Annotated in this window: 22 protein-coding genes; 13 read left to right on the forward strand and 9 right to left on the reverse strand. The window is 39.6% G+C overall.

Annotation, left to right across the window (positions count from 1 at the left end; all coding sequences use genetic code 11):
• Positions 1-42: 42 nt before the first annotated feature.
• Positions 43-465, reverse strand: a complete 423-nt coding sequence (locus GD597_RS04505; RefSeq protein WP_171606631.1) for a response regulator — start codon at positions 463-465, stop codon at positions 43-45.
• Between the two features lie 545 nt (positions 466-1,010).
• Here GD597_RS04505 and GD597_RS04510 point away from each other — a divergent pair.
• From GD597_RS04510 to GD597_RS04520, 3 genes are all read left to right on the forward strand, one after another.
• Positions 1,011-1,490, forward strand: coding sequence for a hypothetical protein (locus GD597_RS04510; protein WP_171606632.1), 480 nt, complete (start codon positions 1,011-1,013; stop codon positions 1,488-1,490).
• A 287-nt stretch (positions 1,491-1,777) separates the two neighbouring features.
• On the forward strand, positions 1,778-2,431 hold the full coding sequence (gene upp, locus GD597_RS04515) for a uracil phosphoribosyltransferase (protein WP_171606633.1): 654 nt from the start codon (positions 1,778-1,780) through the stop codon (positions 2,429-2,431).
• A gap of 67 nt (positions 2,432-2,498) precedes the next feature.
• Positions 2,499-3,512, forward strand: a complete 1,014-nt coding sequence (locus GD597_RS04520; protein ID WP_171606634.1) for a PorP/SprF family type IX secretion system membrane protein — start codon at positions 2,499-2,501, stop codon at positions 3,510-3,512.
• A 34-nt stretch (positions 3,513-3,546) separates the two neighbouring features.
• On the opposite strand, the gene GD597_RS04525 is transcribed toward GD597_RS04520, so the two are convergent.
• The 3 genes from GD597_RS04525 to GD597_RS04535 form a co-directional block, all read right to left on the reverse strand.
• Positions 3,547-4,002: a GNAT family N-acetyltransferase gene (locus GD597_RS04525; protein ID WP_171606635.1), complete on the reverse strand. Its 456-nt coding sequence runs from the start codon at positions 4,000-4,002 to the stop codon at positions 3,547-3,549.
• 112 nt (positions 4,003-4,114) lie between these two features.
• On the reverse strand, positions 4,115-5,068 hold the full coding sequence (locus tag GD597_RS04530) for an FAD-dependent oxidoreductase (protein WP_171606636.1): 954 nt from the start codon (positions 5,066-5,068) through the stop codon (positions 4,115-4,117).
• A gap of 75 nt (positions 5,069-5,143) precedes the next feature.
• The gene (locus tag GD597_RS04535) at positions 5,144-5,551 is read right to left on the reverse strand and encodes a DUF4332 domain-containing protein (RefSeq protein WP_171606637.1); all 408 of its coding nucleotides are present in this window, start codon (positions 5,549-5,551) and stop codon (positions 5,144-5,146) included.
• Positions 5,552-5,919: 368 nt separating this feature from the next.
• Between GD597_RS04535 and atpG the strand changes: the two genes are divergently transcribed.
• The 4 genes from atpG to GD597_RS04555 all read left to right on the forward strand — a co-directional run bounded on the left by atpG (position 5,920) and on the right by GD597_RS04555 (position 9,960).
• Complete coding sequence (gene atpG / locus GD597_RS04540; protein ID WP_171606638.1) at positions 5,920-6,801, forward strand: ATP synthase F1 subunit gamma; 882 nt, start codon at positions 5,920-5,922, stop codon at positions 6,799-6,801.
• A 57-nt stretch (positions 6,802-6,858) separates the two neighbouring features.
• The gene (gene scpB, locus GD597_RS04545; RefSeq protein WP_171606639.1) at positions 6,859-7,620 is read left to right on the forward strand and encodes an SMC-Scp complex subunit ScpB; all 762 of its coding nucleotides are present in this window, start codon (positions 6,859-6,861) and stop codon (positions 7,618-7,620) included.
• A 76-nt stretch (positions 7,621-7,696) separates the two neighbouring features.
• A complete protein-coding gene (gene lysA, locus GD597_RS04550) occupies positions 7,697-8,911 on the forward strand; it encodes a diaminopimelate decarboxylase (protein ID WP_171606640.1) in 1,215 nt (404 codons plus the stop codon).
• 239 nt (positions 8,912-9,150) lie between these two features.
• The gene (locus GD597_RS04555) at positions 9,151-9,960 is read left to right on the forward strand and encodes an ABC transporter ATP-binding protein (RefSeq protein ID WP_171606641.1); all 810 of its coding nucleotides are present in this window, start codon (positions 9,151-9,153) and stop codon (positions 9,958-9,960) included.
• 144 nt (positions 9,961-10,104) lie between these two features.
• Here GD597_RS04555 and GD597_RS04560 read toward each other — a convergent pair whose 3' ends face one another.
• Positions 10,105-11,037: a phosphoribosylaminoimidazolesuccinocarboxamide synthase gene (locus tag GD597_RS04560; RefSeq protein ID WP_171606642.1), complete on the reverse strand. Its 933-nt coding sequence runs from the start codon at positions 11,035-11,037 to the stop codon at positions 10,105-10,107.
• A 143-nt stretch (positions 11,038-11,180) separates the two neighbouring features.
• On the opposite strand from GD597_RS04560, the gene GD597_RS04565 reads away from it, so the two are divergent.
• The 4 genes from GD597_RS04565 (at position 11,181) to GD597_RS04580 (ending at position 19,634) form a co-directional block, all read left to right on the forward strand.
• Positions 11,181-14,096: a TonB-dependent receptor gene (locus GD597_RS04565; RefSeq protein ID WP_235954183.1), complete on the forward strand. Its 2,916-nt coding sequence runs from the start codon at positions 11,181-11,183 to the stop codon at positions 14,094-14,096.
• A gap of 288 nt (positions 14,097-14,384) precedes the next feature.
• Positions 14,385-15,728, forward strand: coding sequence for an aspartate aminotransferase family protein (locus GD597_RS04570; protein ID WP_171606643.1), 1,344 nt, complete (start codon positions 14,385-14,387; stop codon positions 15,726-15,728).
• 246 nt (positions 15,729-15,974) lie between these two features.
• A complete protein-coding gene (locus GD597_RS04575) occupies positions 15,975-17,042 on the forward strand; it encodes a glycoside hydrolase 5 family protein (protein ID WP_171606644.1) in 1,068 nt (355 codons plus the stop codon).
• Between the two features lie 123 nt (positions 17,043-17,165).
• Complete coding sequence (locus tag GD597_RS04580) at positions 17,166-19,634, forward strand: glutaminase family protein (RefSeq protein WP_171606645.1); 2,469 nt, start codon at positions 17,166-17,168, stop codon at positions 19,632-19,634.
• A 259-nt stretch (positions 19,635-19,893) separates the two neighbouring features.
• Here the strand turns inward: GD597_RS04580 and hutU are convergent, their stop codons facing one another.
• The 4 genes from hutU to GD597_RS04600 all read right to left on the reverse strand — a co-directional run bounded on the left by hutU (position 19,894) and on the right by GD597_RS04600 (position 24,805).
• Positions 19,894-21,630, reverse strand: a complete 1,737-nt coding sequence (gene hutU, locus GD597_RS04585) for a urocanate hydratase (RefSeq protein WP_171606646.1) — start codon at positions 21,628-21,630, stop codon at positions 19,894-19,896.
• A gap of 138 nt (positions 21,631-21,768) precedes the next feature.
• Positions 21,769-22,680, reverse strand: a complete 912-nt coding sequence (locus GD597_RS04590) for a hypothetical protein (protein ID WP_171606647.1) — start codon at positions 22,678-22,680, stop codon at positions 21,769-21,771.
• A 127-nt stretch (positions 22,681-22,807) separates the two neighbouring features.
• The gene (hutH, locus tag GD597_RS04595) at positions 22,808-24,310 is read right to left on the reverse strand and encodes a histidine ammonia-lyase (RefSeq protein WP_171606648.1); all 1,503 of its coding nucleotides are present in this window, start codon (positions 24,308-24,310) and stop codon (positions 22,808-22,810) included.
• Positions 24,311-24,322: 12 nt separating this feature from the next.
• Entirely contained in the window at positions 24,323-24,805 is a 483-nt protein-coding gene (locus GD597_RS04600) for a MarR family winged helix-turn-helix transcriptional regulator (protein WP_171606649.1), read from the reverse strand.
• 245 nt (positions 24,806-25,050) lie between these two features.
• On the opposite strand from GD597_RS04600, the gene GD597_RS04605 reads away from it, so the two are divergent.
• A complete protein-coding gene (locus GD597_RS04605; protein ID WP_171606650.1) occupies positions 25,051-26,319 on the forward strand; it encodes an NAD(P)/FAD-dependent oxidoreductase in 1,269 nt (422 codons plus the stop codon).
• Between the two features lie 148 nt (positions 26,320-26,467).
• Positions 26,468-26,800, forward strand: coding sequence for a cupin domain-containing protein (locus tag GD597_RS04610; RefSeq protein ID WP_171606651.1), 333 nt, complete (start codon positions 26,468-26,470; stop codon positions 26,798-26,800).
• Positions 26,801-26,802: the final 2 nt, after the last annotated feature.

Here is a 26,802-nt window from a genome sequence, read left to right on the forward strand (position 1 = left end):
AGGTTTAATGGGTAGGGGGAAGATAAAATTTAAATAACTGTACTAAACATGCACACCGGTAGTAACGGTATTTATTTTTTCAACATTTAAAGGTTTGCTGATGAAGCCTTTAACAAAACTGTATTCTTCTACTCTTTTAAAATCTTCGGGGTCTAATGAACTGCTTAACATATAAATATGGCAATGGTCGTGTATGTTTTCGGTTAAATGTACAAACCGGTCCAAAAACTCAAATCCATCCATTTCGGGCATCCTAATGTCAAGAAAAATAATCGCGGGCAGTAATGCTTTGTTGTTTGCGTTTTCAATAAGGTATTCCAGTGCATTCTTTCCTGAATCCTGCATAATAATACGGGGAGCCATTTTACAAAGCTTAATATAGTGCTCAGCTATAAAACGATCTGTAAAAGTATCGTCTACCACCATCACTGCATTAAAGACAAATCCTGAATGAATGTTATTCATGATTTCAAATTTTAAACCGTCAAAAAAATCAAAATAACCATTTCGAAAAAGTAATTAAACTGTTTCTGAAACTGAGAATATCTATTAAAAAGTAATTTACTCATAGGGTAAATCTTTTTAAATGCTTTCAGGTTATACGGACACAACAAAATTGTTTAAGGATTTGATATGCCGATAGTTTGTGGAAAAAACAAGAAATATACTGCCTGATTGTCTTCAATAATGGGCTATTTCCTACATTTTTCACGGATATTGTATAGTAAATTTAGGATTATTTCTTATTTATACCAATAATTTATTTTGCCATGCTTTTTATATCTAATTTGTTGGTTTAGAAATTAGTAGGTAAACCGGTAAACGCCTGTTTGGAAACTGTTTTTTTATATTTATTAACCCAAAATCAATCTGGCATATATGTGTTTTTGTTAATGCGTAAGATACCTTCAACTTCGTTTTGGAGTAGCTCATTCGGGGTTATTTTTAAAAAATGCCTAGTTATTTTAGGCTAGGTTCTGTTTATTTTTAGAATTAATTAAGCATTACACATGAAAACTGCCGGTATAAGCGATATAAAGCAAGCCTTGCACAATTTGGCCCCCAATGAACTAATAGACCTTTGTTTACGCCTGGGCAAGTTTAAAAAAGAAAATAAAGAACTTATCAGTTTTTTATTGTTCGAAGCACACGATACCGATGGATATATACAATCTGTAAAAAGAATGATGGAACAGGAATTTGAAAATGTGCACACTACTAATCTATACTTTGCCAAAAAAACGCTGCGCAAAATTCTAAGAATCACTAATAAACATATAAAATATACTGCTTCTGCAATGGTAGAAACAGAATTACTTTTACATTTTTGCCAACTTTACAAGGCGTTGGCCATACCCACCCACCGTAGTACAGCCCTGCAAAATTTGTATGATCAGCAGATTAAAAAAATCCGAAAATCAAATGCCCAGTTGCACGAAGACCTGCAATACGAATACAATAAAACACTAAACCGGTTACAAAGAAGTTAAGGTTAACTACTAAGTAAATGTTATTGGACAGGCAAAAGAATGGGCATTAGGCTTTACTTGCGTCGCACACTGCAGGGTTCTGCTAAAGCCGGGCAAAATTGCGATCGGAGATAGAATTGTGAGTGTATTAAAGCCCAATAGTATTTCAGGCGTTGAAGAGTGCGACGCAAGGAACTAATCATTTTTAAACTGGCGCCAGGCTCCCAAAAAACAATATGCAACTTAAAATATGCCATAATAATGCAACGTATTTTAATTTATCTTAGTCCATATCATATCTTAGCAGTATGGTTATTAATTTAAGTGAACAGCATAACCTGGTTAGCAACTGGGTAAGTGAATTGCGTAATATTGATATTCAGGGCGACCGTATGCGTTTTCGCAATAACCTGGAGCGTATAGCTGCAGTAATTGCCTATGAAATAAGCAAAACTTTACCCTGGGTAGAGCAGGAAGTTACCACGCCATTAGGCATTCACAATAGTAAAGTGTTGCAGGAACAACCGGTGCTCGCAACCATTTTACGTGCAGGACTGCCCATGCATACTGGCTTACTTAATTTTTTTGATAAGGCTGATAATGCATTTATTTCGGCTTATCGTAAACATAATATGGATGGCACATTTGATATAGAGCTGGAATATATTAGCTGCCCATCTATAGAAAACAGGATTGTTATTATCAGCGATCCCATGCTGGCAACGGGCGCATCATTGGTTAAAACCATTGCAGCCATAAAGCAGGAAGGAGAACCGGCTCAAATTCATATTGCCTGTGCAATTGCCTGTACGGTAGGGGTAGAGCACGTTGTTAGCCAGGCAGGAGATGAAATTTGCATTTGGTGCGGCGATATTGACGATGAACTTACCGCAAAAGGTTATATTGTGCCCGGTTTAGGGGATGCCGGAGACCTGGCATTTGGTACCAAAGCCCAATTTTAATAGCTATAAAAGCCGAAAAGAAAATATTCCGGCTGTTAATTCGTTCATTACTAATCAAAAGCTGTTGATGAGACAAATACTTTTATTATGTACAATGTTGCTTGCTGCCGTTTTACTTAAAGCGCAGGATCCGCATTTCTCGCAATTTTTTTCTTCCCCTTTAACATTAAACCCGGCATTTACCGGCAAGTTTGATGGTACCGTTCGGGTGGCAGGTAACTACCGCAATCAATGGCCAACTATTAACAGGGCATATCAAACAGGTACGGTTTCAGTAGATTTCCCCTTGCTTAAAAAAGCACTTGATTTTCGTGATACCTGGGGGGTAGGCCTGATGGGTTATAGCGATAAAAGTGCTGATGGTGCAGTGTCTTTTAATTATGCTTCTGTTTCTACTGCTTTTCATAAAGGTTTAGATGAAGATGGCTATAAACAAATAGGTGTTGGTTTGCAGGGTACCTATAGCAATATGCTAATTAATCCTGCCAGTTTAAAATTTGAAGATCAGTTAACACCTCTGGGCTTTACAGGTGCCACCAGCGAGTCTTTTGGTAACACCACCCTAAAGAACAGTTATATGGATATTAATGCCGGTATCTTATACACCAGCAGCACCAGCGATAGAAATAATATTTATGCAGGCGTTAGTTTATACCATATTAACAGGCCAAAACAAAATTTTCTATCCGGGGCCTATTATCTGTTAAATCCAAGGGCAACATTTCATGCCGGAGGTTATTTTCCTACGGGTGATCAAACTACATTGCATATAAGTGCCTTATACAGTACCCAGGCCAAAGCCAGCGAAACATTAATTGGCGCTGCCATGCAATTTGCAGCAACTACACTGGAAACCACAGATAACCCGGTAAGTTTTTATGCCGGTAGCTGGCTGCGTTTAGGCGATGCAATTATACCCTATGTAGGGCTTGAGTTTAATAGTATGCGTTTGGGTGTTACCTACGATATAAACACTTCAGAACTTAAAACCGCTTCTCAAAGCAGGGGTGGAGTAGAAATCTCATTAATCTATATTAAGCGTCCTCCGGGTAGCAAGGGATTGCCTTGTCCAAAATTTTAGGTATAAGGCTTAGTTTTCAAAATAAAGGTTTGAATTATACTACAATGCTGCAATTAATCCATTCGCCATCCATATTGGCGTTATAATATTTTTTATAAAAATTAATGGCCGGTTCATTCCATTCCAACACCTGCCAAACAATGCCGTTCAGTTTTTTTTCTTTTGCTTCTGTAATAAGTGCATCCAATAATAATTTACCAACTCCTTTACCCCTGGCTTTTTCTGTAACTACCAGATCTTCCAGGTACATTCTTTGTCCTTTCCAGGTGGAGTATCGTATATAATACAGTGCAAATCCAATAATTGTATCTTGCTCTTCTGCCACAAATGCCCACCAAACCGGTTTATTCCCAAAACCGCTTTCTTCAAAATGCGATAAGGAAACAGTTACTTCATCAGGTGCCTTTTCGTACACCGCCAGTTCTTTAATTAGCCCAAGCAAACCCGGGCAGTCAGTAATAACCGCCTTTCTTATTGTTACAGTATTCATGTATAGTTAAATTTAATATGGCGTGCCCTGCGGGCCGGGCTATACGCTGCAAGTCCTCACTTCGCTGCGCTGCGTTGCGGGCTTTCCGCTGCTATCCCTCACGCAGAATAAATTACCCATTAAAAAAAGTATTTGTTATTTCCTTTACAGTGTTTGCACAACCAAAGGCAAGTGTAAAGCCACTGCCGCCATGGCCATAATTATGTATAATATTGGTGTCTTGCTCATGCTCAACCCTAACATCATGGCGATAAGGCCTTAGTCCGGCCCAGCTGCCAATTACCGGCAAGCTTCTTAAAGCCGGAAACTGTTCGCAGGCATTTTGAATCAATCTTTTAATGGTTTCAGGCTCAGTTACTTCAGTTTCTATACGTTCTTCATAAGTGCCACCAATTATAATGGCATCTTTACGGGGAACTATATACATCGGCTTTTCATTATCTAAAAAAATAGGTAAACCTTCCTTGGGCTTTAAAAGCCCCACCTGCCCCCTCACCGGAAAAATGCTTTCATCGTTACAAAGTTCCCGGGCACCGAGTGCTGCACAATTAATTACCAGGTCATAATCCCAGCTCAGATCTTCAAAATGTTGTATCCCTTTTTCAATAAATGCTACCCCATTTTGTATAAGTAACTGCTGTAAATAGGGTAAAAAAATCTGGGTTTCAATTAAAGGTACTTGCACATCGTATGCTTTGGAAAAGCCTGGCTGTAATTTGTCGGCATCTACCATTTTATAGCTGCCCTGGGGCATAAAATCTTTCCAAACCGGTTCCTCTTCGTTAACGCCATTAGCCACAACTTTTATTAGCTGGTGCATACTTACACCTGATTTTGGGTTGTTGGCAAAGCTTGAATAATGCTCATAGCTGGTATTACACCAATATATACCCCTTTTATCGTTACGTATATGATAGGGAAACCAAAAAGCAGCAGCTTTATTACTGGTTATGTGTGGTGAAAATGCCTTTGAAAAAATGGTAATATTATACTGCTTCCTCAATAGCATATAAGCCGTTGCCATGCCGCTTATACCTGCGCCAATAATGGCGATATTTTTGTTCATGGTACTAAAATCGTTGTGCCTTTATTTTATGGACTGTTTCAAATAACAGCTGTTTTTCAATTTGCTTTCCTCAAATTAATGGGTAATCCTTGCTTCAAGCGTTTTTGCCTGTGCAATCATTTCTTTTAAAGCCTCTATTGATGGGGTACGGCCACTTAAACCCAATTCTTCATTTGTTGCAGCAAGTTTGGCATGCAGATTTTCAGCATTTCTGGTGGCAAATTCTTTTACTGAATCTACTCCAGCAGCTTCCAGCAGCTCTGAGAACTGGCCTGCAACGCCTTTTATTCTGAATAAATCTGAATGGTTTACCCAGGTTAGTATCAATGACTCAGGTATGCCTGTAGCTGCTGCAATTTGCTGGCGGCCTTTTTTAGTGGCGCCTTTTTCAAGCAGGGCACCGGTTGTGGCAATTTCAATATCTCTTAGCTTTTGTCCGTAGGTTACACCTATTCCTTCTATGTCTTCAATTTTGTATGGCATATGTATTTGATTGATAATTGAAAGTATAAAATAAGTTGAATCTTAAAATAAAATATTTATTCAGTGTAATACCGGCAGCAGATAATTTGCCTTTCCTGTTTTGCTGCATAGCCTATCTTTTGTACAAGAGTGCGACGCAACGGCAGGTGAAAGTTGTTGTTTTGCCTGGCCAATAAGGCGTTTTTAAGCAATTTGCTTAGTTTTTGCCCGGTTGATGGCCTGTTTTACAGCGTTTTATAAAAAAAATGAGAATCTGTATTTGGCTGTAAAAAATTAGCCTGTTTCCGTTACCTTTGCCCCCCGAAAGAAAGTTGTACTCCTACAATGGGTTAATAACTTAACAATCTGAAAAAAGAAACTTTTACAGTATGGCAGGCCAGTTAAAAGAAGTTCGAAATCGTATTAAGTCGGTACAAAGTACGCAGCAGATAACCAAGGCAATGAAAATGGTAAGTGCGGCAAAGTTACGCCGTGCTCAGGATGCTATTATTCAAATGAGGCCTTATGCGCAAAAGCTGCAGGAAATGTTGAGCAATATTGTTAGCAATGCTGATGGAGATATTAGTATTAAACTGGCCAGCGAACGCGCTGTTGAAAAAGTTTTGCTGATTGTAATTACCAGCGACCGTGGTTTATGTGGTGCTTATAATTCAAATATTGTTAAGCTGGCCAAACAGGTAATGGAAGAGAAGTTCCCTGTACAATACCAAAAAGGCAATATTGCTGTTTGGAATATTGGTAAAAAAGGGTATGAGAGCTTAACTAAAACAGGCTTTAAAACCAGTGATACCTACAAAGATATTTTTCTAAACCTGACTTTTGAGAATGTTCAGTCTGCTGCAAAAGCGGCTATGCAGGCTTTTGAGAATAAAGAATTTGATGCGGTTGAAATTGTATACAGCCAATTTAAAAATGCTGCTACCCAAAGTTTTGTAGCAGAGCAGTTTTTGCCTATCCCCAAAGTGCAGCAAAAAACGGGTAATAAAAAAGCCGACTTTATTTATGAGCCCGATAAGGCAGAGTTAATTGCCGAGCTGATGCCTAAAATATTAAACACCCAATTATACAAAGCAGTTCTTGATGCCAATGCAAGTGAGCATGGTGCAAGGATGACTGCGATGGATAAGGCAAGTGAAAATGCAAATGAATTGCTCAAATCTTTAAAAATATCTTATAACCGTGCCCGTCAGGCGGCCATTACAACTGAATTAACTGAAATTGTAAGTGGTGCAGCCGCATTGCAGGGTTAAGAAATTTGTTTGTGTGGCTATTGTATTAACTTTCAGCCATCAAACTATAGCCATATAATGGAATTAAGTACAATTATACCACATATAGAAGCGCTTATTTTTGCCAGCGAAAAACCATTAACCAATTTGGAAATTGTTGAGTTAATTAACAATGCATTTGGCTTTATGGAGGAGCGTATTTCTTTAGATCAGGTGGATTCTTGTATTGAAGGGATTAGGGAGAAATACCAATCTGAATTTTACCCTTTTGAAATGAGACAAAGTGGTGGTGGCTGGCAATTTCTTACCAAGGTAGAATACCATAAAACATTGGCCCAATTAAATGGCGAACGCTTTTTAAAGCGCTTATCTAATGCCGCCATTGAAACACTTGCCATTATTGCCTATAAACAACCCATTACCAAAGGGGAAATTGAAAGTATTCGTGGAGTAAACAGTGATTACAGCATTCAGAAATTACTGGAAAAGGAACTAATTATTATTGCCGGAAGAAATGAACATATGCCCGGTAAGCCTTTGATTTATGCTACTTCAAAGAATTTTATGGATTATTTTGGTATTAATACACCTGCTGATTTACCCAAAATAAGAGAAGTGCTCGCCGAGCAAATGGTTGAACCTACTATAATTAATTCAGGCATGTTTACCTCTGATGTGGAAGAGGCAAAAGACGAATCTACTTTGTTGGTAGACAGTAATGGGGATCTTATTATCAATACTACCGAAATGCCCGAAGATAAACAGGCTGATGCTGGAGCATCAGACAACGACCCGGGCAATATAGATGAACATACAGATGAGGAAACTCCTGAAATTTAATATATAAGCCCTTTTCAAGGGCTTTATTTTTGTTATAACACCTTATACAATCAAACCATATTTAATTTAGAATTTTATGTCTCAGCAACTTACCAAAGAACAACTAATTAGTATTACCAACCAGTTTGGCAGTCCGGTATATGTATATCATGCAGAGAAGATTGAAGAGAAATTTAACCTGTTAAGCAATGCGTTTGCAGCATGTAATGCCAGGTTTTTTTATGCATGCAAATCATTAACCAATATTAATATTCTTAAATTAATGCACCAACTGGGGGCTAATTTGGATTGTGTAAGTATTAATGAAGTAAAGTTGGGTTTGCAGGCAGGGTTTGAACCAAACCAAATTTTGTTTACACCCAATTGTGTAGATTTTGAAGAAATTGAAGCCGGTAAAAATTTAGGAGTACATATTAATATCGACAATATTTCCATCCTTGAACAGTTTGGCAATAAGTATGGCAATACCTATCCGGTTTGTATTCGTTTAAACCCGCATATTATGGCAGGTGGAAATTTTAAAATTTCTACAGGCCATATCGATAGCAAATTTGGTATTTCTATCCATCAGATGCGCCATATAGAGCGTATTGTAAAATCCACCGGCCTGCATGTAGCAGGTTTGCACATGCATACCGGTAGCGAAATAAAAGATGTAAATGTATTTTTACAAGGCCTGGAAGTGATGTTCGAAATGGCCAGCCATTTTCCTAACCTGGCGTTTATTGATTTGGGCAGCGGCTTTAAAGTGCCATACCACGAAGATGATTATGCTACCGATGTAAATAAACTGGGACAAAAACTATCTGAGGCCTTTAATGAGTATCAAAAAGAAACCGGTAAAAGCCTGCAGGTTTGGTTTGAGCCGGGTAAATTTCTGGTAAGCGAATCCGGATATTTTGTAGTAAAAGCCAACGTTATCAAACAAACCACGGCAACGGTTTTTGTAGGTGTAAACAGCGGGTTCAATCACCTGATACGCCCCATGTTTTACGAGGCCTATCATCGTATAGAAAACATTAGTAATTCAAACGGACCTGAGCGTATTTACACCGTTGTAGGTAATATTTGCGAAACAGATACTTTTGCCTGGGACAGAAAAATAAATGAAGTTCGCGAAGGCGATTATCTTGTGTTTTATAACGCCGGTGCCTATGGTTTTGAAATGAGTAGCAATTTTAATTCGCGTTTAAAACCCGCCGAGGTATTGGTGAAAAACGGAGAAGCTTTATTAATAAGAAAAAGAGATGAGTTTCAGGATTTGCTGCGCAACCAGATTGAAGTATTGTAGTGCTTTTATTGGCCCGGCAAAATAACATTAACTGTGCATCCGTTGCGTCGCACTCTTGTACGTTCAAATACTTTAAGCAGCAAAAATGCATCCTTTGTTTACGGGGGATGCATTTTTTTTGAAACAATGGCCGGTAGTTCCAAACTTCTATGCCCATACATTCAAAACTTTAGTATTTGGTTGTATCTTTCATACAGATATTTGTATTTTAAAAGTTATTCAAATACAGAAGCTCAAAAATGATAGAGGTTAATAATATAAAAAAATCCTTTGGCGACAAAGTAGTGCTGGAAGATATAAGTGCCGTTATGGAAGCAGGTAAATGCAACCTGATAATTGGTACCAGTGGCAGCGGCAAAACCGTACTTACCAAATGTATGGTAGGTTTGTTTAAACCTGATAGCGGTGGTGTAAGCTTTGGCGGACAAGATATGCTGGCCATGAATGATGAAGAAAGAAAAGAACTGCGCCAACAAATTGGAATGTTGTTTCAGGGCTCGGCATTATTTGATTCTATGACGGTGGAGCAGAATGTTATGTTTCCGCTGGACATGTTTTCTACGCTTAGCCACAGTGATAAAAAGAAAAGGGTAAACGAAGTACTTGCCAGGGTGGAACTAAAGGATGCTCATAAAAAATTCCCCGCAGAAATTAGTGGCGGTATGAAAAAAAGAGTGGGTATTGCCAGGGCAATTGTACTAAACCCAAAATACCTTTTTTGCGATGAACCCAATTCTGGTTTAGACCCGCAAACATCGTTGGTAATTGATAAATTAATTAAAGAGTTAACCCAGGAGTTTAACACTACCACTATTGTAGTAACACACGATATGAATAGTGTTATGGAAATTGGAGATCATATTGTGTATTTATATCAGGGGCGTAAAGAGTGGGAAGGCACCAACAAGGAAATTATTTTTAGTAAAAATGATTTGCTGAACAAGTTTATTTTTGCTTCGGAATTTTTGCAGGATGCAAAAGATATGCGAATGCTGGAGATGAAAGGCAAAATTGCCAATGATCGAAACATGGATGATTTACTTCAATAACATTACTGCCAATAAAAGTAAAAGCTACCTAAAACTGGTAGCTTTTACTTTTTTATATTAATTTTTTTGCTGCCAAATGTTTTGCTGTACAAGAGTGCGACGCAAGTAAAGCCTCAGATATTTTCTGTAGCCGGGTACATAAAATTACAATGCACCATTGGCGGTTAGGCTGTTTACAATGCGCTGATAGGTTTCATCTTCGCTGATTTGCTGGGGCACAAATGCTTCGCCAATTACCTGTTCGTATAATTCAATATAACGTTTGGAAATAGTTTGAATCCATTCTGGTGTCATAACGGGAACAGTTTGGCCTTCTTTACCCATGAAGTTGTTACTGATAAGCCATTCTCTTACAAACTCTTTACTAAGTTGTTTTTGGCGTTCACCTGTGGTTTGACGCTCTTCAAAACCATCAGCATAAAAATAGCGGGAGGAATCTGGTGTATGAATTTCATCCATCAGGTAAATGGTATCATTCATAATGCCAAATTCATATTTGGTATCTACCAGTATTAAACCCCTTTTGGCCGCAATTTCTTTACCGCGGGCAAATAGTGCTAATGTGTATTTACACAAGGTTTCCCATTGTTGGGCAGTAGCTAATCCGGTAGCAATAATTTGATCAGCCGCAATATCCTCATCGTGTCCTTCTGATGCTTTGGTAGACGGTGTTATGATTGGTGTTGGAAAGAAATCATTTTCTTTCATTCCCTCGGGCATAGTAACACCACAAAGTATTCTTTTGCCAGAGTAATAAGTGCGCCAGGCATGCCCGGTAAGATTTCCGCGAACCACCATTTCAATTTTGAAAGGCTCACATCTTTTGCCTATGGCAACATGTGGGGCAGGTGTATCTGCCAGCCAGTTGGGGCAAATATCTTTTGTAGCATTTAGCATATAGGCTGCCACCTGGTTTAATACCTGGCCTTTAAAGGGGATAGGTTCTGGCAGAATAACATCAAATGCTGAAATGCGGTTACTGGCTACCATTACCAGCCAATCGCTGCCAATACTATATACATCTCTTACTTTTCCTTTATAAAAAGCGGTTTGTTGAGGGAATTTAAAATTTGCCATGAATCAAAAATATCATATAAATTCTAAAAGCCTGTAATTCCTGTTTTAAAATATTGCAGTATGGGATTTTGAACCAAATAAAAATTTCCCAGTTAAGATAACAATTGTTATTATTGTTAACGATTTACCAAATTTTTTGCTTTATGAAAAAATTAATGAGAATTCCGATGCTTTTTATGGCTGTATTGTTGAGTATGACAACAGTATTAGCACAAACAGTAATTACTGTGTCTGGTAAAATTGCCAACAGCAGTTCTAAAGAAACCATAAATGCTGTTTCTGTAACTATTAAGGGCAGTTCGGTGGGAGCATATACTGATGATAAGGGTAATTTTAAGTTTTCAACTTCACAAAAGCCGCCATTTACCTTGGTGATTAGTTCTGTTGGATATTCACCAAAAGAAGTTGAATATACCGGAAATGGGCAGGCATTGAATATTGAACTTGACCCTTCTTTTGCATTGGGGGTTGAAGTAGTTGTGGCAGCATCCAGGTTGCCTGAAAGGATTTTAGAATCGCCGGTATCAATTGAAAGAGTGAGCGCAGCAAACATTCGTAATGCACCAGGTGCAAGTTATTATGATGCATTGGCAAACCTGAAAGGTGTTGACATAACCACCTCGGGCTATATGTTTAAAACACCAAGTACCCGTGGTTTTAATGGTAGCGGTAGCTTACGTTTTAATCAGTTGGTAGATGGCATGGATAATACGCTTCCTGCCCTGAATTTTTCAGTTGGTAATGTGATTGGCTTAACTGAGCTGGATGTGGATAATATGGAATTGTTGCCAGGTGCGTCTTCTGCCTTATATGGATCTGGAGGTATGAATGGTACTTTGCTGATAAGTAGTAAAGACCCTTTTAAATACCAGGGATTAAGTTTTCAGGTAAAACAGGGTGTAATGCATATGGGTGATAGCCGCCAAAAAGCTTCTCCTTTTTATGACTGGAGTTTGCGTTGGGGCAAGAAAGTATCTGATAAATTCGCCTTTAAATTTGGCGCCCAATATATTAAGGCCGATGACTGGCAGGCTGATGATAAAACCAACCTGTTACGTAATAATGTAATAAGCTCACCTAAATCCGGTGACAGAAACAGCGATCCCAATTATGATGGGGTGAATGTGTTTGGGGATGAAATAAGTGCAAATATGAGTAGTTTTGCACAAGCTGTGCAATTCCAGACACAACAAGGTATTTTACAAGCTACAGGTGGGCAGTTGGATATAATTGCGGCATTAAATGCAAGTCTTCCTGCAAATGCAACTCAAGAACAAATTGGAGCTTTTATAGGTTCACTGCCAGCAGAACTTCAACCAACTGTACAAAATTTAGTGCCATTTTATTTTGGGTCAAGAAATAATATTTATGGTGCACAATCTGTAAGCCGCACCGGGTATGATGAAAAAGATATTGTAGACTATAATACATTCAACTTCAAATTTTCCGGTGGATTGTATTATAAAATTTCCAGTAATACAGAAGCTTCTTTAACTGGAAACTGGGGTAGTGGTACATCAGTGTATACTGGTGCAGATAGATATGCACTAAAGAATTTTCAGATTGGGCAGTATAAATTGGAATTTAAAAGCAAGAACTGGTTTTTAAGAGGATATACTACCCAGGAAAATTCCGGCGATTCTTATGCATCAACACTTACTGCCATTGCAGTTAACAGCACCTGGAAATCTAATGGTGATTGGCTGGGCCAGTATGTAGGTAACTATTCCGGAGCCGTGTTGGCCGGTACACCTTCTGATGCAGCTCATGCCTATGCCCGCAGTGTAGCCGATGCTGGCAGATTAGTACCAGGTACACAGGCATTTAAAGATGCATTTAATAAATCTATTACTACACCTATTAGCGAAGGCGGATCTCAGTTTGCCGATAAATCTGACTTATGGCAATATGAAGGACAATGGAACCTGTCTCAATACGTAAAATTTGTGGATGTGTTGATTGGATCCAGTTACAGACAATATTCATTGAATTCAAAAGGTACCATTTTTGCGGATGGTGATGGCAGAATCAAAATTGGTGAAGTAGGTGGTTATATCCAATTACAAAAATCACTCTTAAAAGATGTATTAAAACTAACTGCTGCCGGACGTTATGATAAAAACAAAAACTTTGATGGCCGTTTTACCCCAAGGGTTACTGCTTCTATAAAAGTGGCTAAAGAAAATAATATTCGTTTATCTTATCAGCAGGCATATCGTTTTCCAACCAATCAGGATCAGTGGATTAATTTGATTACACCTGGAAGTATACTTATAGGTTGCTTACCTTATTTTGCTGACCTATATCAATTTTCTACAAATCCAGTTTATTCTTCTGAAAGTATAGTAGCATACAGGGCTTCAGTTGGGGCAGGTGCACCAAACCCTACTTTACTAAAACAATCTGCGTTTACAGCTGCAAAACCAGAAAGTGTACAATCATTTGAAATTGGCTACAGGGGAATAATTGGGAAAAAATTATTGGTTGATGCCTATTACTATAATAGCAAATACAAAGATTTTATTGCCCGTTCTGCAGTGGGTCGTGGAGTTAGTGGCGTTCCGGCAAATGTATACACAGAATTAGCCAGCCCTTTCACTACCACCAATTATTCTTTTGTGGTAAATAGCCCAACACCAGTAAAAGCAAATGGCTTTGGTATTGGCTTGGATTACCAAATTGGTAGAAAAGGATATAAAATACTTGCCAACTACTATACTGATCAATTGGTTGATGTACCAAGCGGTTTGGTTACATTTTTTAACACACCTAAAAACAGGTATAATTTAGGCTTTGCCAACGCAAATGCATATAAAGGATTTGGATTTAATCTTATTTACAAATGGCAAAGTGAAGTGGAGTATCAGGGTACTTTTGCAGCTGCTACTATTCCTTCTTTTGGTACAATGGATATGCAGATTAGTTACAAACCCGGTAAGTCTAAAAACCTTATCAAAATTGGTGGTACCAACATATTTAATAACTATTACCAAAATGCATTTGGCAACCCTTATATAGGTGGTTTATACTATATTAGTTTTGGGTACAATGTATTTTAATAACTTTCTTTTAATGGTAAAAGCCCTTCTGTATGGAAGGGCTTTTTATTTGGATATATTTTATGTTCAAGCTTTATTATTGGCATTTTCTGCTTATTCAAATGGGCTGCTAAAGGCTCACTAATGGCCTTTAGTACAAGTGTGCGACGCAAGTAAAGCTGCCATGCAAATTAGTTGCCGGGCTCAAAAAAAATCTACTGCAAATATTTGGTTTGCGCTTTCAAATCTATAGGCCTGCATTATCTTGCAACAGTATAAGTAATGATTCATTTATAGGGATAACACACCATGAAGGAAAACAGCCTGCTTACCGAAGGAGATGTAAATTTTGCCGAGTCGAGAAAAAACTGGTATGATATTATTGACACAAGAACAAAAGAATGGCTGGATAAAGATGCCGAGGTGTTTTTACACCAGTCATTATCTACACCCTGTTTAGATGTGCTGGCATCCTGTGAGGGCATTTATCTTACTGATGTAAGTGGTAAACAGTATATGGATTTTCATGGCAATAATGTACACCAAATTGGATACAGGAATGCCTATGTGGTAGACCGCTTAAAACAACAAATGGATATTTTGCCATTTTCTCCGCGCAGGTATACCAATATCCCTTCTATAGCTTTTGCAAAGAAATTAACCGATTTGTTTCCCGGAAACCTAAAAAGAGTATTATTTACACCAGGAGGTACCAGCGCCATTGGTATAGCATTAAAACTGGCTCGTGTTATAACGGGCAAATACAAAGTAGTTTCGCTAGCCGATTCATTTCACGGCGCCTCCATTGATGCTATTGCAGCTGGTGGTGAAGAGCAGTTTAAAAGGTATATGGGCCCTGCTGTTAACGAAACGGCCAATATTCCTCAGCCAACTACTTACCGTAACGATGGCGATGAAATTGAATATGCCAATGCCCTGGAAACTAATTTACAAAGCGATTCCTCTATTGGTGCTTTTATTGCCGAAACCATTCGTAATACCGATGTGCAAATTCCTTCAAAGGCTTACTGGCAAAGAATCAGAGCCATTTGTACTCAATACAATGTGTTATTAATACTCGACGAAATACCTATTGCTTTTGGCCGTACCGGTAAAATGTTTGCCTTTGAACATTATGGAATAGAACCCGATATTGTTTGTTTGGGTAAAGGCCTTGGTGCTGGCATTATTCCTTTTGCAGCTATTGTTTGTCGAGATGAATATAATATTGCCAAAGATGTTGCCCTTGGCCATTATACCCACGAAAAAAGCCCGCTGGGCAGCGTGGCTGCATTGGCTATGTTAGAATATATTGAGCAGGAAAATATTATTGCCAAAGTACAGTCCGACGAAATATTTATGCGGCAGCATCTCCTTGCATTAAAAGAGCGGTATAGTATAATTGGTGATGTGCGAGGCATTGGCCTTTTGTGGGGTATAGAATTGGTAACAGATAGAACCACTAAAACAAAAGCAGTAAAAGAAGCAGAAATAGTAATGTACAACTGTCTCGAAAATGGCTTAAGTTTTAAAGTATCTCAGGGCAATGTTTTGCAGCTTTGTCCGCCGCTTATCATTACCCGCCTACAACTTCAGGCGGCTATTAATATCATAGAAAACGCTATTCAAAAAGTTTGCGCACCTGCCGCATAGCATTCAAAGCTAATTAGATAAATGACAGGTATTAGCCCGGCAGCAAGTTGGCTATTAAGCATCCGTTGCGTCGCACTCTTGTGCGGCAGCAAGACTATTCAGCAAAGAATATCAGTTAATAAAGCCGTGCAATCATACCTTTAAACAGTTGGTTTTTACCCACCCCAAACTTTACATCATATAAAAGTGCAATGCATCAATTTAATTAATACATTCAGTCAGTAAAAATCATTTAAAAGCTTGCACATGAAGAAGAATATAATCCTGTTATTACTGGTAGCAATCTATTGTTGTACAAATACGGTAAATGCACAAAAAGAAAGGGCTGTTTGGTCAAAACAACAAGCCAATGAATGGTATAGTGCAAAGGCGTGGATACGTGGCAGCAATTTCTCTCCCAGCTCTGCCATAAACCAGCTTGAAATGTGGCAGCAGGCCTCCTTTGACACAGCTACTATTAATCGGGAGCTGGGTTTTGCCGAATCAATTGGCTTTAACTCTATGCGGGTATTTCTGCATCACCTGGCCTGGCAGCAAGATCCCAAAGGATTTATTCAGCGCATGAATACCTACCTTTCCATTTCAGATAAACACCATATCAGCACCATGTTTGTTTTTTTTGACGATTGCTGGAATGAATCCTACAAAGCCGGTACTCAACCTGCGCCAAAGATTGGTGTTCATAATTCAGGCTGGTTAAGAGATCCGGGTAAATTGTACTACGATGATCCTGCATTAATAAGTGTATTGGAGCGCTATGTTAAAGACGTGCTAACCAATTTTAAACACGATAAAAGAATTTTGTTATGGGATGTATATAACGAACCCGGTAATAGTGGTTATGGTAATAAAAGCCTTCCCTTGTTGCAAAAAGTATTTAGCTGGGGCAGACAAATTAATCCTGATCAGCCATTGTCATCCGGTGTATGGTCACCCGATTTAAAAGAGCTCAATGCCTTTCAACTGGCCAACGATGATGTAATTACTTACCACAATTATAGTAATGAAGTAGAGCATGCGCAGGTAATAGACAGTTTGCAATTATATGGCCGCCCTTTAATTTGTACTGAGTATATGGCCCGTACAAGGGGTAGCCGTTTTGAAAATATTATGCCCTTGCTTAAACAACATAATGTGGCCGCTTTTAACTGGGGTTTTGTATCAGGCAAAACCAATACCATTTATGCCTGGGATACGCCCATGCCTAACGGTGCCGAACCTGCCATTTGGTTTCATGATATTTTTAGAAAAGATGGCACCCCATTTAGTTCGGCAGAAATTAGAACCATTATGTCTTTAACCGGTAAAAATTAAATTTTACAAACCATCATTATATTTTTTGCTGAATTGGCTGCATCCTGTTTCCAACGTACAAGAGTGCGACGCAAGCGGTGATGCTATGAAAAACTATTGTTTGGTCCCCATAAATACATACATATGAAATCAGTTTTTTATATAAAATTAGTATGCGCTCTGTTGTTAGTGCAATCATTACAGGCACAAGTTAGTAAAGCGCCTGCATACCCATTAATTACGCACAATCCCTATTTTAGTGTATGGTCGTTTACGGATGAGTTAAATGCATCAGCCACCAAACATTGGACTGGCGCTAATCAATCCATGCTGGGATACATAAAAATAGACGGCACCACTTATCGATTCTTAGGCAAAGAAGAAAGGTTGCCCGAAACCATTCTGGCAGCGGCCGATGAAAAACCATACACCTGTAAATTTACTGAAGCAACACCTGCTGATGGCTGGATGAACACCGGTTTTGAGGATAATAAATGGAAAACAACAACTGCGCCCTTTAGTGATGATAAGAGCTACGCAAATACGCTGTGGTTATCAACCCAATTGTGGATGCGCAGAACTTTTACCCTAGCTGCCATCCCAAAGCAAAAGCTGTTTTTAAAATTACATCACGATGATAATGTAGTGGTATACCTGAATGGCGAAAAAATTTATACCTGCGATTGCTGGAATGGCAAACCTGAATATTTTGCCCTGGATGAATCTGTAAATAGCAAATTAGTTATTGGCAAAAATGTGTTGGCAATTTATTGTAAAAATACAGCAGGCGGTGCCTGGCTGGATGTGGGCTTAAGTGCAGCACCAGTTCCTTCCGCTACTGAAGATGTTATTCTACCTGCGCAGCAAAAAGCTGTTAACATAAATGCCACACAAACCAGCTACCAGTTTACCTGTGGCGCTGTTGACCTTGCCCTAACATTTACATCACCATTATTAATTAATGATTTGGATGTGATGGCCAGACCGGTTAGCTATATTTCTTTTAAAGCCAATGCCACTGATGGTAAACAGCATGATGTGCAATTGTATTTTGGCGCATCCACCAATATGGCTGTAGATATGCCTTCGCAACAAGTGATTGCTTCACAATATACCAGCAATGGATTAACAGTTTTAAAAGCCGGTACAACTACACAACAGGTATTACAAAAAAAGGGCGACGATCTTCGCATAGATTGGGGATACATGTATATTGCAGCACCGGTTTCTCAACAGGCAATACAACATATTACTACAGCTGATATGGCTATTCGCAAATTTATTAGTCCAAAAGCAGCGGCTGCTGTAAACCTTGCTACAGGCAAAAACCTGATGATGAGCACTGTTTTTTCTTTTGGCAAACTGGGCGCTGATGCCAGAGAGAAAATGTTGATGATTGGCTACGACGATTTATTTGCCGTTCAATACTTTAAGCAAAACCTGAAAAGCTGGTGGAAATTGCAGCCCGGTATTACCATGGATAAGTTATTGCATACCGCTTACAACGAGTATCAACCCGTTTTGGCAAAATGCACGGCCCTGAATAATACCATTTATAACGATGCACTGGCTGCCGGTGGCGAAACCTATGCCCGCCTTTGCATTACTGCCTACAGACAAAGCATTGCAGCACACAGTTTGGTAAAAAGTCCGCAGGGCGAACTGTTGTTTTTATCCAAAGAAAATTTTAGTAATGGCTCTATTAATACCGTTGATGTTACTTACCCCTCTGCGCCTTTGTTTTTAATGTATAACCCCGAATTAATGAAGGGCATGTTAAATGGCATTTTTTATTACAGCGAAAGTGGCAAGTGGGCCAAACCTTTTGCTGCTCATGATTTAGGTACTTTCCCACTGGCTAACGGTCAAACCTATGGAGAAGATATGCCGGTGGAGGAATGTGGTAATATGGTTATTCTTGCCGCTGCTATTGCACGTGCCGATGGTAATGCCAGCTATGCAAAAAAGCACTGGGCTACCTTAACCCAATGGGCTAATTATCTGGCCACCGAGGGCTTAGACCCCACCAACCAATTATGTACCGATGATTTTGCCGGTCACCTGGCACGCAATGCTAATCTTTCCATTAAAGCTATTTGTGGTGTGGGTGGTTATGCCATGATGGCCAATATGCTGGGCGATACAGCTACAGCTGCCAAATACAATGCACTGGCTACAACCATGGCAGCCAAATGGCAGCAATTAGCCAAGGCCGGCGACCATTATGGTTTAACGTTTGATAACCCGGCATCCTGGAGCCAGAAATACAATATGGTTTGGGATAAAATTTTGCACCTTAATTTATTTCCATCCGAGGTGTACCAGAAGGAAATTGCTTATTATCTAACAAAACAAAATGCATTTGGCCTGCCATTGGATAGTCGCAAAACCTACACAAAATCTGACTGGATTTTATGGACAGCCACTATGGCCAATACTCAGCAAGATTTTGAGGCACTAATTGCTCCTGTGTACAAGTTTACTTCGGCAACACCCACACGGGTACCGCTTAGCGACTGGCACGAAACTACTGATGGCAGACAGGTTGGGTTTCAGGCGAGGAGTGTGGTGGGTGGTTATTTTATAAAAACGCTGGCCAATAAATGGAAGTAGAAAATTATTAGCCTGGCTCTATATCTCTGCTCAACTTTACTTGCGTCGCACACTTGGGCTGTAGAAAAGATATTGGCTGCTGGCTAGTAGCTAATGGCTAACAGCTAAAAGCTCATTCCTGTTTAGAAAGTACAAGAGTGCGACGCAAGTAAAGCCAAATAGTATTACTCATGTTTGGGTCAAAATATTTGTAATCCAAAAAAAATGGTGAATGAAAAGCTTCATTCACCATTTTTCATTATTAGAAAACTATCTTGTTTTACAGGTTCGATTGTAAATCTAGACCATGCGCTTTTGCAGTGGCAATGGCGGTTTCGTAGCCCGCATCGGCATGGCGAATAACACCCATGCCAGGATCGTTTCGCAAAACACGTTTTAAACGTTGTGCTGCATCTTCGGTACCATCGGCAACAATTACCATACCTGCATGAATGCTATAACCCATACCCACGCCACCACCATGGTGCAGACTTACCCAGCTGGCACCACCTGCGGTATTTACCAGTGCATTCAATATTGGCCAATCGGCAACGGCATCACTGCCATCCATCATTGCTTCGGTTTCACGGTTGGGACTGGCCACACTGCCGGTGTCAAGATGGTCGCGGCCAATAACAATGGGGGCTTTTACCTTGCCGGTGCGTACCAGTTCGTTAAACGCCATGCCTGCCAGTTCACGTTCGCCTTGCCCCAGCCAGCAAATGCGTGCAGGCAAACCCTGAAATGCAATTTTTTCCTGCGCCATTTTCATCCAACGCAACATGCCTGTATTGTGAGGAAACATATTCATAATCAGTTCATCGGTAACGGCAATATCTGCAGGGTCGCCACTTAAAGCTGCCCAGCGAAAGGGGCCTTTACCCTCACAAAAAAGTGGGCGAATATAGGCAGGCACAAAACCAGGAAAATTAAAGCAGCGATTTAATTCAAAATCATTTGCGCCAGATAAAGCATCTACCGTATTTTGTGGTTGGGCTATATTTTTTTCTTCATATTCCTGCGCTCTTGCCCTTATATTATTACCATAATCGAATGTAATGGCGCCTTTATCCATCAGCTGCAACATTAGTTGTACATGCAGGTACATGCTTTGGTAACTAAGTTGAGTATATTCCTCCGGATTGGATTGGCGAAGCGCATTCGCTGTTTCGTTATTAAGTGTATGCGGTATATAACCAATAAGCGGGTCATGCGCACTGGTTTGATCGGTAAGTGTATCGGGTATAATATTTCTTTCAATCAGTCTTTGTAATAAAGCCACTGCATTGCACAATACACCAATACTTTTGGCTGCGCCTGCTGTTTTATAAGTTAGGGCGGCATCTATGGCTGCATCAATACTCGTATATTTTTCATCCAGGTATTTTGTTTCCAGTCGCTTATCAATACGCCATTCTTCTACCTCGGCAATTAGGGCTACACCTTCGTTCATAGTAATGGCAAGTGGTTGAGCGCCACCCATACCACCAAGACCGGCAGTTACATTTAATGTGCCTTTTAAAGTGCCGCCAAAATGTTTGTTCGCCGCAGCTGCATAGGTTTCATAGGTGCCTTGTACAATACCCTGGCTGCCAATATAAATCCAGCTGCCTGCCGTCATTTGTCCATACATCATCAGGCCTTTTTTTTCCAGTTCATCAAAGTGTTTCCAGTTGGCCCAATTGGGTACCAGCTGGCTATTGGAAATAAGTACCCTGGGCGCATCCTTATGGGTTTTTAAAATGCCTACAGGCTTGCCGCTTTGTATTAGCAGCGATTCATCATTTTCCAATACTTTAAGCGCATGAATAATATTATCCAGTGCTTCAAAATTGCGGGCTGCTTTACCACGCCCGCCATACACTATCAGGTCGTTGGGCCGCTCGGCAACTTCAGGGTCAAGGTTGTTAAGCAGCATACGTAAAGCCGCCTCCTGAATCCATCCTTTGCAATTAAGTGCTGCGCCGGTTGGCGTTTTGTATTTTATAGCATCGTAGCGTTGTGGTGAAGTTTTCATATCCATTAATTTTAAACAATTGTTATGTAAAATTTTATATGTTTTGTACCTGGCTGTTTAATGGCTATTTAGCTTTTCTTGCGTCGCACTCTTGTGCTGCAGTAATTTTATTCAGCTAAACAGTGTGTACGCACAGGGTTAATATTTTATTTCACGTTCGGTTATTGTATAGTCTGGTGTTTGTTTGGTAAGTACTGTATTGTAACGGTTTTGTGTTTCTTGCCTTTCCAATCTTTTTATCCAATTGGCTTTTGCATCGTAGATATAGGTAAACCTGATGTTTTGCAGGGTATCACCCTGTGCATTGATTTTTAGATAGGAAACAGGATCACCTTGCGTATTATTTACAAAAAATTCCCGTTGTATTATAGCACCTTGTTGCCTTAAAATAATGCTATCTAAAAAGCCATTTGTATTATAGAAATAATGCGCCAACCTTGGGGTATCGTTAATAGAAGAATACAGCGCTTTTTGTAGTTTGTCTCCTTCATAATACAACAATTCCCTGCTGGTGGCATTTTTATACAAAACCGTATCTTTTATTTCTTCTATGGTAATAATTTTGCCATTATTGCCAAATGTTTTTAGTCTGTAGCTATTGCCATTTTGGGGTGAAAATGTTTCTTCAAAGAATGAGGAGTCGGAGATGGGTTTCGACACAATTTTGCCTGCATCTTCTTTGGTATGCTGGGCATCGTTATTGGTATAGGAACGGCTTTGGTACCCATTGATGCCTAATTGCATTTCGGTTCTTATCCAAAATTCATTGCTGATAAAATATTCCCGGTACATAAGATTGCCTGCCGCGTCAAAACGCCAGGTATTAATACTGTTTAATGTTCCCTTTGCATTGATGGAAGTATCGGTAAGATTGGTAAACAAACTTTCTTTTATTTCTTTTGGCGAAGCTTTTAAAGGAGCCATATTTATGTCGCCGGGAATTTTCCATTTGTCGTGGTTATAGTAAGCTGTTTGTTTGGTGGTACATGAGGTAACAATTGCACCAATAATTGCCAGCGGGTATAAAATATTTTTTAGATTTTGTGTCATTTGATTTGGATACAAAAATTTGTGTTTTATATAATGGTATTTGCTGCCATAATTGTTGCAGTACAAGTGTGCGACGCAAGTAAAGCTGCTGTTTGTATTACTGCCTGGCTAATAAATGTCTTTAAGATTAAACCGATTCAATTTTCCAATTCCTGATAAAAGCTACTGCTTTTATCATATCGTCGTGTAAAACACGGTCTTTCTCATTAAAGCTGATTTGTGCTCTAAACGCAGCAACCATATTTTCTATAACAGGAGAACTGGTAAGCGGTCTTCTAAAATCCAGTGCTTGTGCGGCGCTCAACAATTCTATGGCCAATACACGTTCTACATTGTTTATTACCCGCAAACATTTGGTGGCTGCATTGGCGCCCATACTTACATGATCTTCCTGGTTATTACTGGACGAAATAGAATCTACGCTGGCGGGTGTACACAATTGTTTGTTCTCGCTTACAATACCGGCAGCGGTGTACTGTGGAATCATAAAGCCACTGTTTAACCCCGCATCTTTCACCAGAAATAATGGTAAACCCCGCTGTCCGCTGATTAACTGATAGGTTCTGCGTTCACTGATATTTGCCAGCTCACTCATGGCTATTGCCAGAAAATCGAGGTGCAGGGCCAAGGGCTGGCCATGAAAATTGCCCCCACTTACAATCAGGTCTTCATCGGGGAAGATATTGGGATTATCTGTAACGGAATTTATCTCGGTTAAAAATACATCGAGTACATTATTAAATACATCTTTGGTAGCGCCATGCACTTGAGGTACACAACGGAAAGAATAGGGATCTTGTACCTGTGCTTTTTGCTGTAGGGCAATTTTACTACCCTTTAGGTATTCACGCAAAATGGTAGCCGTTTCAATTTGGCCTTTATGTGCACGAATGGCATGTATGGAAGGATGCAGTGGTTCGGTGATACAATCGAAAGCATCAAAAGAAGTGGCGCAAATAAGGTTGGCCATATTAATCAGGTGTTCTGATTTTTGCAGGCAGTACATGCCATAGGCGCTCATAAACTGGGTGCCGTTAATGAGTGCCAGCCCTTCTTTGCTTTGCAGCGCAATAGGTTGCCACTCCAGCTCAGCCAATACTTCTGCAGAAGGGCGTTTTTGGCCTTTATAATATACTTCTCCCAATCCGATTAAAGGCAGGCTTAGGTGACTAAGTGGTGCCAGGTCTCCGGATGCGCCTAAAGAGCCCTGGGTATAAATTACAGGTAAAATATCCTGATTATACATTTCCATCAATCGTTTAACGGTATCAATTTGTACACCGCTATGGCCGTAGCTAAGGCTTTTAATCTTAAGCATTAGCATCAGTTTTACAATATCTGCTGGTACTTCATCACCCATTCCACAGGCGTGAGAAGTAAGTAGGTTGTATTGTAGTTGTTCTATCTGTGTTTTGTCAATTTTTACATTTTGCAAAAAGCCAAATCCGGTATTGATGCCATAAAAAAGATCATCGGAAGCATCCACTTTTTGATTAAGGTATTGGCGGCATTTTTCAATGCGTTCATGGGCATCAAAAGTTATGCTAACCAGCTGGTGGTGCTCCAGCAAATTTTTTACCTGCTGAAAATGCAGCCAGTTACGGTCTAATGGCAAATAGTTATAACTCATATTATGCAAGCTTTATGGTAATATTTTTTCTACCCTGTTTAGTAAACTATTGTTGGCAAGGTTATTTTCCATGGCGGTTAGGGCTTCCAGCACTTGTTTACTTTGGGGGCTTTCGTTAGCCAGTTGCAGCATGGCTTGTTGCAGGGCGGTCCATACCGGTTCTATTTTCTGTTGAAGTTTGTTGCCTTTAGCGGTAAATGTTACCACTTTATGGCGGGCATCGGTTTTGGAGACAACCGATTTGATACATCCCTTCTCCTGTAAGCTGCTAACCATTTGGCTGGCGGCAGAATGTGATACTCCCAATTGATTGGAAATGAAACGGATAGAGACCTGCTCGTTTCTTGATAAGAGATAAAATACCGGAAACCAGGAAGCGTCAAAAGCAATATTGTGCTTTTTATAGATGGCGTTAACATCGCTCAAAAACAATTCGCTTAACCTTTTTAGCCGGCTGCCAAATACCAGAAAGCCGAGATCCTGATAAAAGTTCATAAAAAATGTATAAGTGCTTATATAATTTCAAAGATAATGGTAATTGGCAAATTGTCAAACAGTTTGTAATAAAAGTAATTGGCAGCATGGTTATTGCTGTTTAATGGCTGAAAATATATCTACACGTACAAGAGTGCGACGCAAGCGGGCTGAAGCAAGCACAATTGCCTGGATAAAAAGTATATTTTATAAAACTTTCAATAATTTCTGAAAATTGTATTATTTTTGTGCTATAAATAACTCATATGAACATCATCATCATTGGCGGTGGGTTTGCAGGTTTGCAACTGGCCCACAGTCTTAACAATAAAAAGGGTATAGACGTATTGTTGATTGACCGTAATAATTATCATCAGTTTCAGCCACTATTTTACCAGGTAGCCACGGCAGGGTTGGATGCAAGCAATATTTCTTTCCCGTTGCGCAAGGTTTTTCACAACAGTAAAAATATCAGATTTAGAATGGCGATGGTAAAAAGTATTGATACGTCGCAGCACAATGTTTTAACAGATATTGGTGCGTTTTTTTATGACCGTTTGGTAATAGCAACCGGTGCAGATACCAATTTTTTTGGCAATACTGTTTTGCAACAGCATGCTTTTCCTATGAAGTCTACTACCGAAGCTTTGCAATTGCGGCATAAACTGATAGAAAATTTTGAAGAAGCATTGCAGATAAAGGAATTGGATGCCCGCCAGCCATATATGAATATTGTGGTGGTGGGTGGCGGACCAACCGGTGTGGAAGTAAGTGGAGCCCTGGCAGAAATGAGCAACAATGTATTGCCCAAAGATTACCCGGAACTTGATTTTAGTACCATGCATATTTATCTGGTAGAAGGCAGTGGCAAAACGCTGGCCGCCATGAGTGAAAAAAGCTCGGCCGAAAGTAGCAAATACCTGCGGCAATTGGGTGTAACCGTATTAACCAATACAGTGGTTAAAAACTTTGATGGTAATTTGGTAACACTTTCTAATGGAGAACTTATTAATTCAAAAATAGTTATTTGGGCTGCCGGTATAAAGGGTAATGTGCCCGAAGGCATTGATGCATCGCTGATTGCACGTGGTAACAGGATAATGGTTAACCGTATTAATAAAGTACAAAATACGGCTGATGTATATGCGCTGGGTGATATTGCTTATATGGAAACGCCACTATACCCACACGGGCACCCGCAGGTGGCAAATGTAGCTATTAACCAGGCGAAGGTGTTGGCTGCTAATTTTATACAACAGCAGAAAGGCAATGCCGTTGAAAAGGAATTTGAATATGCAGATAAAGGCAGTATGGCCACAGTTGGCCGGCACCTGGCGGTGGTTGACATTCCATCCCTTAAACTACATTTTGGTGGCTTTTTGGCCTGGCTGGTGTGGATGTTTCTGCACCTGATGCTTATTTTGGGTGTAAAAAACAGGTTGCAGATTTTTATTAACTGGATGTATAAATATTTCACCTACGATCAAAGTTTGCGACTGCTATTTAAGAACTCCTACAGGGTAACCAAAGACTAAGTGATTATTTGGTAGCCGGCTTAACATCAATAATCTGGCTTTACTTGCCACGCTCGGTTCAGGGTTCTGTTGGTATGGCAGCAAAGCCGGATAAATAAAAGCTGAAATGAGCATAATTTTATAATTCTAATTAACTCAACAATATTAGATGAAAGCATATCAGGTTTCTATTAATGAAGCAATAGCTGCTTTGGCAACAAATACTGCTGTACCATTTACAGTGCTGCTACAACATGGCAGCCTTCAGGTAGAGTATTTTAAACCCGATACCATTGATACGCAAACCCCACACAAACAGGATGAATTATATATTGTAGCCAGTGGTAGCGGCACTTTTAACCGAGATGGTGTTAGAACCGTTTTTACTGCCGGTGAGGTTATTTTTGTGCCCGCAGGCATGGAGCACCGGTTCGAAAATTTTTCGACTGATTTTGCTACCTGGGTAATATTTTATGGTCCGCAAGGTGGTGAAACAGCGTAGTA

It is taken from the genome of Limnovirga soli, assembly GCF_013106755.1.
Classification (GTDB): domain Bacteria; phylum Bacteroidota; class Bacteroidia; order Chitinophagales; family Chitinophagaceae; genus Limnovirga; species Limnovirga soli.

Excerpts from the sequence above, each read along its gene's own strand:
- GD597_RS04610 (WP_171606651.1), top strand. The coding sequence starts at position 26,468 with ATGAAAGCATATCAGGTTTCTATTAATGAAGCAATAGCTGCTTTGGCA.
- GD597_RS04520 (WP_171606634.1), top strand. The coding sequence starts at position 2,499 with ATGAGACAAATACTTTTATTATGTACAATGTTGCTTGCTGCCGTTTTA.
- lysA (WP_171606640.1), top strand. The coding sequence starts at position 7,697 with ATGTCTCAGCAACTTACCAAAGAACAACTAATTAGTATTACCAACCAG.
- GD597_RS04505 (WP_171606631.1), bottom strand. The coding sequence starts at position 465 with ATGAATAACATTCATTCAGGATTTGTCTTTAATGCAGTGATGGTGGTA.
- GD597_RS04600 (WP_171606649.1), bottom strand. The coding sequence starts at position 24,805 with ATGAACTTTTATCAGGATCTCGGCTTTCTGGTATTTGGCAGCCGGCTA.
- GD597_RS04575 (WP_171606644.1), top strand. The coding sequence starts at position 15,975 with ATGAAGAAGAATATAATCCTGTTATTACTGGTAGCAATCTATTGTTGT.
- GD597_RS04535 (WP_171606637.1), bottom strand. The coding sequence starts at position 5,551 with ATGCCATACAAAATTGAAGACATAGAAGGAATAGGTGTAACCTACGGA.
- atpG (WP_171606638.1), top strand. The coding sequence starts at position 5,920 with ATGGCAGGCCAGTTAAAAGAAGTTCGAAATCGTATTAAGTCGGTACAA.
- GD597_RS04605 (WP_171606650.1), top strand. The coding sequence starts at position 25,051 with ATGAACATCATCATCATTGGCGGTGGGTTTGCAGGTTTGCAACTGGCC.
- GD597_RS04525 (WP_171606635.1), bottom strand. The coding sequence starts at position 4,002 with ATGAATACTGTAACAATAAGAAAGGCGGTTATTACTGACTGCCCGGGT.
- hutH (WP_171606648.1), bottom strand. The coding sequence starts at position 24,310 with ATGAGTTATAACTATTTGCCATTAGACCGTAACTGGCTGCATTTTCAG.
- hutU (WP_171606646.1), bottom strand. The coding sequence starts at position 21,630 with ATGAAAACTTCACCACAACGCTACGATGCTATAAAATACAAAACGCCA.
- GD597_RS04510 (WP_171606632.1), top strand. The coding sequence starts at position 1,011 with ATGAAAACTGCCGGTATAAGCGATATAAAGCAAGCCTTGCACAATTTG.
- GD597_RS04570 (WP_171606643.1), top strand. The coding sequence starts at position 14,385 with ATGAAGGAAAACAGCCTGCTTACCGAAGGAGATGTAAATTTTGCCGAG.
- GD597_RS04530 (WP_171606636.1), bottom strand. The coding sequence starts at position 5,068 with ATGAACAAAAATATCGCCATTATTGGCGCAGGTATAAGCGGCATGGCA.
- GD597_RS04590 (WP_171606647.1), bottom strand. The coding sequence starts at position 22,680 with ATGACACAAAATCTAAAAAATATTTTATACCCGCTGGCAATTATTGGT.
- GD597_RS04560 (WP_171606642.1), bottom strand. The coding sequence starts at position 11,037 with ATGGCAAATTTTAAATTCCCTCAACAAACCGCTTTTTATAAAGGAAAA.
- upp (WP_171606633.1), top strand. The coding sequence starts at position 1,778 with ATGGTTATTAATTTAAGTGAACAGCATAACCTGGTTAGCAACTGGGTA.
- GD597_RS04565 (WP_235954183.1), top strand. The coding sequence starts at position 11,181 with ATGAAAAAATTAATGAGAATTCCGATGCTTTTTATGGCTGTATTGTTG.
- scpB (WP_171606639.1), top strand. The coding sequence starts at position 6,859 with ATGGAATTAAGTACAATTATACCACATATAGAAGCGCTTATTTTTGCC.
- GD597_RS04580 (WP_171606645.1), top strand. The coding sequence starts at position 17,166 with ATGAAATCAGTTTTTTATATAAAATTAGTATGCGCTCTGTTGTTAGTG.
- GD597_RS04555 (WP_171606641.1), top strand. The coding sequence starts at position 9,151 with ATGATAGAGGTTAATAATATAAAAAAATCCTTTGGCGACAAAGTAGTG.